The sequence below is a fragment of the Paraconexibacter sp. genome, assembly GCF_041602235.1.
Lineage (GTDB): Bacteria > Actinomycetota > Thermoleophilia > Solirubrobacterales > Solirubrobacteraceae > Paraconexibacter.
In genome coordinates this window covers 1-4,090 of the sequence record NZ_JBFIGP010000319.1, presented here as the reverse complement: position 1 = coordinate 4,090, position 4,090 = coordinate 1, and the positions used below count along the sequence as shown (strand labels likewise).

The window sequence follows — 4,090 nt, the reverse complement described above, 5'->3', positions numbered from 1 at the left end:
CGTGCCCGTCGCGCAGAACGTGCAGGTGAGCGGGCAACCCGACTGCGACGACAGGCAGACCGAGCGACGGCCGTCCCGGTCGCGCATGAGGACGGCCTCGATGGCGCGTCCGTCATGGGTGTGGAACAGCGCCTTGACGGTGCCGTCGCTGGCGTGCGCCTCCTGCACGAGCTCCAGCGAGGAGAACGGGACCGCGGCGGTCAGGTCCGCCCGCAGGCGCGCCGGGAGGTTCGTCATCTCGTCGTAGCCCGCAGCGCCCTTGGCGGTCCACTCCCACACCTGCTTGGCGCGGAAGGCGGGCTGGCCGAGGTCGGCCAGCGTGCGGTCGAGAAGCGCGAGGTCCACGCACCCATGGTCCCAGTTCCCGCCCGCCCGCGTAGGGTGCGGGGCGTGCGCCTGCAGAAGCACCTGGCCCACGCGGGCGTCGCCTCGCGCCGGGCCTCCGAGAAGATCATCGCCGAGGGGCGGGTGACCATCGACGGCGTCGTGGTGACGGATCCGGCGACCGACGTGACCGGCCAGGAGACGATCACGGTCGACGGACGGCCGATCGGCGCGCCGGCCGAGCAGGTCCGCGTCGTCTACGCCGTCCACAAGCCGGCGGGCGTCGTGTCGACCGCCAAGGACACCCACGGGCGCCCGACGGTGATCGACATGGTCGAGGCTCCCGGCATGCGGCTGTACCCGGTCGGTCGTCTCGACGCGGATACCACCGGACTGCTGCTGCTGACCAACGACGGCGACCTGGCCCAGGTGCTGACGCACCCCAGCCACGAGGTCCGCAAGACCTACCGCGCGAAGGTCGGCAACCCGCCGGTCAAGGAGGCGACCCTGCGCCGGCTGCGCGAGGGCGTGCAGCTCGACGACGGGGTGACGCTGCCCGCGGAAGCGCGAGCGGTCTCCCGGGACGAGATCGAGCTGACCCTGCGCGAAGGCCGCAAGCGCCAGGTGCGGCGCATGTGCGAGACCGTCGGGCACCCGGTGATCTCCCTGCAGCGGGTCGCGTTCGGACCGCTGCGGTTGCACGGACTCGCACCCGGGACCGCACGGCGACTCACCGCCGCCGAGGTCGAGCGGCTCCGGGCGGCGGGACGCCGAGCCTCCCACGCTGGTTGAATCCGGTCCGCATGCGCCTCTTCGCCCTCCGCGGCGCCACCTCGGTGGACCGCAACACCCCGGACGCCATCCTCGGCGCGACCGACTGGCTGATGCGCGAGATCATGAAACGCAACGACCTGACCCCCGAGGCGGTCGTCAGCTGCATCTTCACCCTCACGGCCGACCTGAACGCGGAGTTCCCGGCCGTCGCCGCACGCGCGCTGGGGTTCGACCGGGTGCCGCTGCTGTGCGCCCAGGAGCTCGAGGTTCCGGGCTCGCTCCCGAAGGTCATCCGCGTGCTGATCCACTACTACGCGCCGGAGGGCCACGAGGCCCGGCACGTGTATCTCGGGGAGGCCCGCAAGCTGCGGACCGACCTCGACTCCGCGCAGTAGCCGCGCGGACCTCCCCGGGACGACGGCGCCGCTCCTAGGCGGCCATGCCGGAGTCCTGCCCGGCCTGGGTGACGATCGACTCGATGCCCTGCTGGATCTCCGAGACCATCGCCGACACCTGGGCCGCCGCGGTCTGCACGGTCGTGAACCCGGTACGGGCGGATGTGGTCGCGGTCTCGACGCCGGCGACCTCGGCGACGGCGGCGCTGACGGCCTGCGAGACCTCGTCGAGGGTCTCGTCGGAGTGCTTGCTGTGGTCGCTGATCGCCGCGAGGCTCTCGGCGGTGCGCTGGGCGAGGTTGCCGATCTCGGTGGCGACGACCGCGAAGCCGCGTCCGTGCTCTCCGGCACGCGCCGCCTCGATCCGGGCGTTGAGCGACAGCAGCTTCGTCTGCTCGGAGATCGAGTTGATGTCGCCGACGATCCCGTCGATGTCCTTGAGCTGGGACTTCAGCTGCTCGGAGCGCTCCTGCACCTGGTGGACGGCGTCGCGCATGTGGACGACGGCGCCCCACGCCTGGTCGATGCTCTCGACGCCCTGCTCGGTCGCCGTGACGGCGTCGGTCACGCTGCTGGTGGCCTCCTGCGTCTGGGCCGCGACCTCTTCGCTGGCGGCGCTCAGGGTCTCCAGGAGCGAGCTCAGGCGCCCGTCTCGGGCGTCGATGAAGCTCTGCGCGACGATCGAGACGTCGGTCTGGGTCAGGGTCCGCCAGGCGGCGAGCGCCGCGGTCAGCTCCTCCGGGCGCTCCGAGAGCGCCTGCGCCAGGTGCGACATGACGACGGCGTCGATCTGCACGTAGGCGCCGAGGTAGGCCCCGAGCGGAAGCTGGATGCGGTCGTGGACCTGGCCGATGACGACCCGGTGCTGCGCGGTGCGGTCGTCGTAGACACCCGACCAGAGCGTCTGGACGTAATCCGCGAGGGTGGCCTCGAGGCGCTCGACGGTCGAGTTGCGGTTGATGATCTGGCGCAGCTCGGGCTGCGCGAGCACGTGGTCGTAGAACGCCTCGGTGATCGGCGAGGCGAGCGAGCTGAGCTCCGGCGCGAGCCGGTGGAGCGTCGCGACGTGTCCGGAGTTGAGCCCGGTGTAGTCGACCAGGCGTTGCAGGGCCGGATCCTGGAGGCGGATCGGGGCCGGGGGCGCGGTGGTGGCGGAGGTCATGGGAACGTAGTCGGATGAAAGCCGCGGTCGTTGAGCCGGATCTCGAATCCGATTTCCCGCCGCTACGCTGCCACCGTGGCCATCGAGTTCAGTTCGCGCGTGCAGCGCATTCCCGTCTATCCCGCGGCCAGTGCCTACGCGCTGCCCGAGGACGTCGCGCTGCTGGCGTCCAACGAGTCCCCGGACCCGCCGCTGCAGGCCGTGCAGGACGCGGTCGCGGCGGTCCTGGGCGGTCTCAACCGGTATCCCGATCCGACCAACGCCAAGCTCCGGCGAGCCCTGAGCGACCGCACGGGTGTGCCCGCCCCGCGCATCGCGATCGGCAACGGCAGCTGCGACATCCTGCTGGCGGCGGGCGAGGCGCTGCTGGAGCCCGGGGCGGAGCTGGTGTACGCCTGGCCGAGCTTCAGCGTGTACCCGCACCTGGAGGCCGCATCGGGCGCGACCGGGATCCGCGTGGCGTTGAACGACCGCGACGAGCACGACCTCGACGCGATGCTGCGGGAGATCACGGTGGCCACCCGCCTGGTGATCGTCTGCAACCCGAACAACCCGACGTCGACGGCCGTGCCGCTGGCCGACATCGCGGCCTTCCTGGCGCAGGTGCCGCGGCACGTGTGCGTGATCCTCGACGAGGCCTACTGCGAGTTCAACACGCTCGAGGACCCGGACAGCTCGATCGACCTCCTCGCCAAGCACGACAACCTCGTGCTGCTGCGGACGTTCTCGAAGATCTACGGCCTGTGCGGCCTGCGGGTGGGCTACGCGCTGTGCGGCGGCGACGAGTTCCCGACCGCGGTCAACCAGGTCCGCCAGCCGTTCTTCTGCAACGCGGCCGCCCAGGCCGCGGCCATCGAGGCCCTCAGGCATCAGGACGCCGTCGCCGAACGTGTCGAGCGGGCCGTCATCGCCCGCGTGGAGCTCGAGGCCGGTCTGGCGGACCTCGGCATCACGCCGGCGGACTCCCAGGCGAACTTCGCCTGGTTCGACCTGCCGGAGGGCTTCGAGGAGAAGGCGATCGTCGAAGGGCTGGCGGCACGCGGGGTGCTGGTGCGCGCGGGAGCGGCGTTGGGCAAGGAGGGCGCGCTGCGCGTGACCTACGGCACGCCGGCCCAGAACGACCGCTTCCTGCACGAGCTCGGCGTCCTGATCGGCGACTGACCTCGTTCGCCCGATCCACGGAGTCCTTGCACCCTTGACCCTCATGCCCGTCCCGGTGCTCCAGACGACGTCGCGCCTTCCCGTGGTCGTGGACCCGACGCATCCGGCAGGTCGCCGAGACCTCGCGACGCACATCTCGCCGCCCGCCGCCATGGGAGTGGGGGCGTGAACGCGATCACGACGGGTGCGGCGGTCGTCACCGGCGCCGGTCGGGGCCTGGGCCGGGAGATCGCGCGGCTGCTGCACGCCCGCGGCCTGACGGTGCACGTCACCG

5 protein-coding genes and 1 pseudogene are annotated in these 4,090 nt (G+C 71.7%); 4 read left to right on the top strand and 2 right to left on the bottom strand.

Features of this window, described 5'->3' with window-relative positions; all coding sequences use genetic code 11:
• Positions 1-345 (bottom strand): annotated as a pseudogene (locus tag ABYE80_RS17950) (23S rRNA (adenine(2503)-C(2))-methyltransferase RlmN); the annotation flags it as partial.
• 45 nt (positions 346-390) lie between these two features.
• On the opposite strand from ABYE80_RS17950, the gene ABYE80_RS17945 reads away from it, so the two are divergent.
• On the top strand, positions 391-1,116 hold the full coding sequence (locus ABYE80_RS17945; protein WP_372791675.1) for a pseudouridine synthase: 726 nt from the start codon (positions 391-393) through the stop codon (positions 1,114-1,116).
• Between the two features lie 11 nt (positions 1,117-1,127).
• Positions 1,128-1,493, top strand: a complete 366-nt coding sequence (gene aroH, locus ABYE80_RS17940) for a chorismate mutase (RefSeq protein WP_372791674.1) — start codon at positions 1,128-1,130, stop codon at positions 1,491-1,493.
• A 34-nt stretch (positions 1,494-1,527) separates the two neighbouring features.
• Here aroH and ABYE80_RS17935 read toward each other — a convergent pair whose 3' ends face one another.
• Positions 1,528-2,655 (bottom strand): protoglobin domain-containing protein, encoded by a 1,128-nt coding sequence (locus tag ABYE80_RS17935; protein ID WP_372791673.1) that lies wholly within the window; start codon positions 2,653-2,655, stop codon positions 1,528-1,530.
• Positions 2,656-2,730: 75 nt separating this feature from the next.
• On the opposite strand from ABYE80_RS17935, the gene ABYE80_RS17930 reads away from it, so the two are divergent.
• Both ABYE80_RS17930 and ABYE80_RS17925 read left to right on the top strand, forming a co-directional pair.
• Positions 2,731-3,816 carry a histidinol-phosphate transaminase gene (locus ABYE80_RS17930; RefSeq protein WP_372791672.1) on the top strand — a complete coding sequence of 362 codons (1,086 nt, stop codon included), beginning with the start codon at positions 2,731-2,733 and terminating at the stop codon, positions 3,814-3,816.
• 34 nt (positions 3,817-3,850) lie between these two features.
• Positions 3,851-3,985, top strand: coding sequence for a hypothetical protein (locus ABYE80_RS17925; protein ID WP_372791671.1), 135 nt, complete (start codon positions 3,851-3,853; stop codon positions 3,983-3,985).
• Positions 3,986-4,090 lie beyond the last annotated feature (105 nt).